The sequence below is a fragment of the Stenotrophomonas maltophilia group sp. RNC7 genome, from assembly GCF_030910085.1.
Classification (GTDB): domain Bacteria; phylum Pseudomonadota; class Gammaproteobacteria; order Xanthomonadales; family Xanthomonadaceae; genus Stenotrophomonas; species Stenotrophomonas sepilia.
The window spans coordinates 1-393 of the sequence record NZ_JAVFVN010000080.1 but is presented as its reverse complement, the minus strand read 5'-3'; the positions used below and the strand labels follow the sequence as shown (position 1 = coordinate 393).

General features: G+C 57.0%; 1 protein-coding gene. It reads right to left on the bottom strand.

All coding sequences use genetic code 11. The features are described 5' to 3' along the window. Nucleotides 1-240, bottom strand: a 240-nt coding sequence (locus tag RCF13_RS00805; RefSeq protein ID WP_308140718.1) for a hypothetical protein, incomplete at its 3' end; no start/stop codon positions are given. Nucleotides 241-393 lie beyond the last annotated feature (153 nt).

The following is a 393-nucleotide window of genomic DNA, read 5'->3' as shown; positions in this document are numbered from 1 at the left end:
GGCATCCTCGTAAGCCTTCGGGTCGACAAAAACGAGGATTGGTATCAGGGCAATGCCCTCGGGCTCCAGGACTGCCCGAAGATCATTGAAAGGCGATCCCAGCGCCTCGATGCCGATCTTGATCGGGACGACGACACAGTTATCTCGCGTCGTGCGGACCGTGCCATCCACAAACTTTGAAATCGCGTGCGGGTAGCAGCCCGGTGGCAGCTTGGCCAAGATTTCGGAAAAGATGTCCATCACTTATCCCCTTTGTTCTGGTCGGCTGTTACGCACGCCCTTTCGGCTTGGTCGGCTGCTCTGCGGAGCGCTCTGGCGGCGCAGGCTTTACATATGACGCCCTTGTCGGTGACATAAGAGATTTCCAGCCGTGCCGACAAATACAAGGTGGTT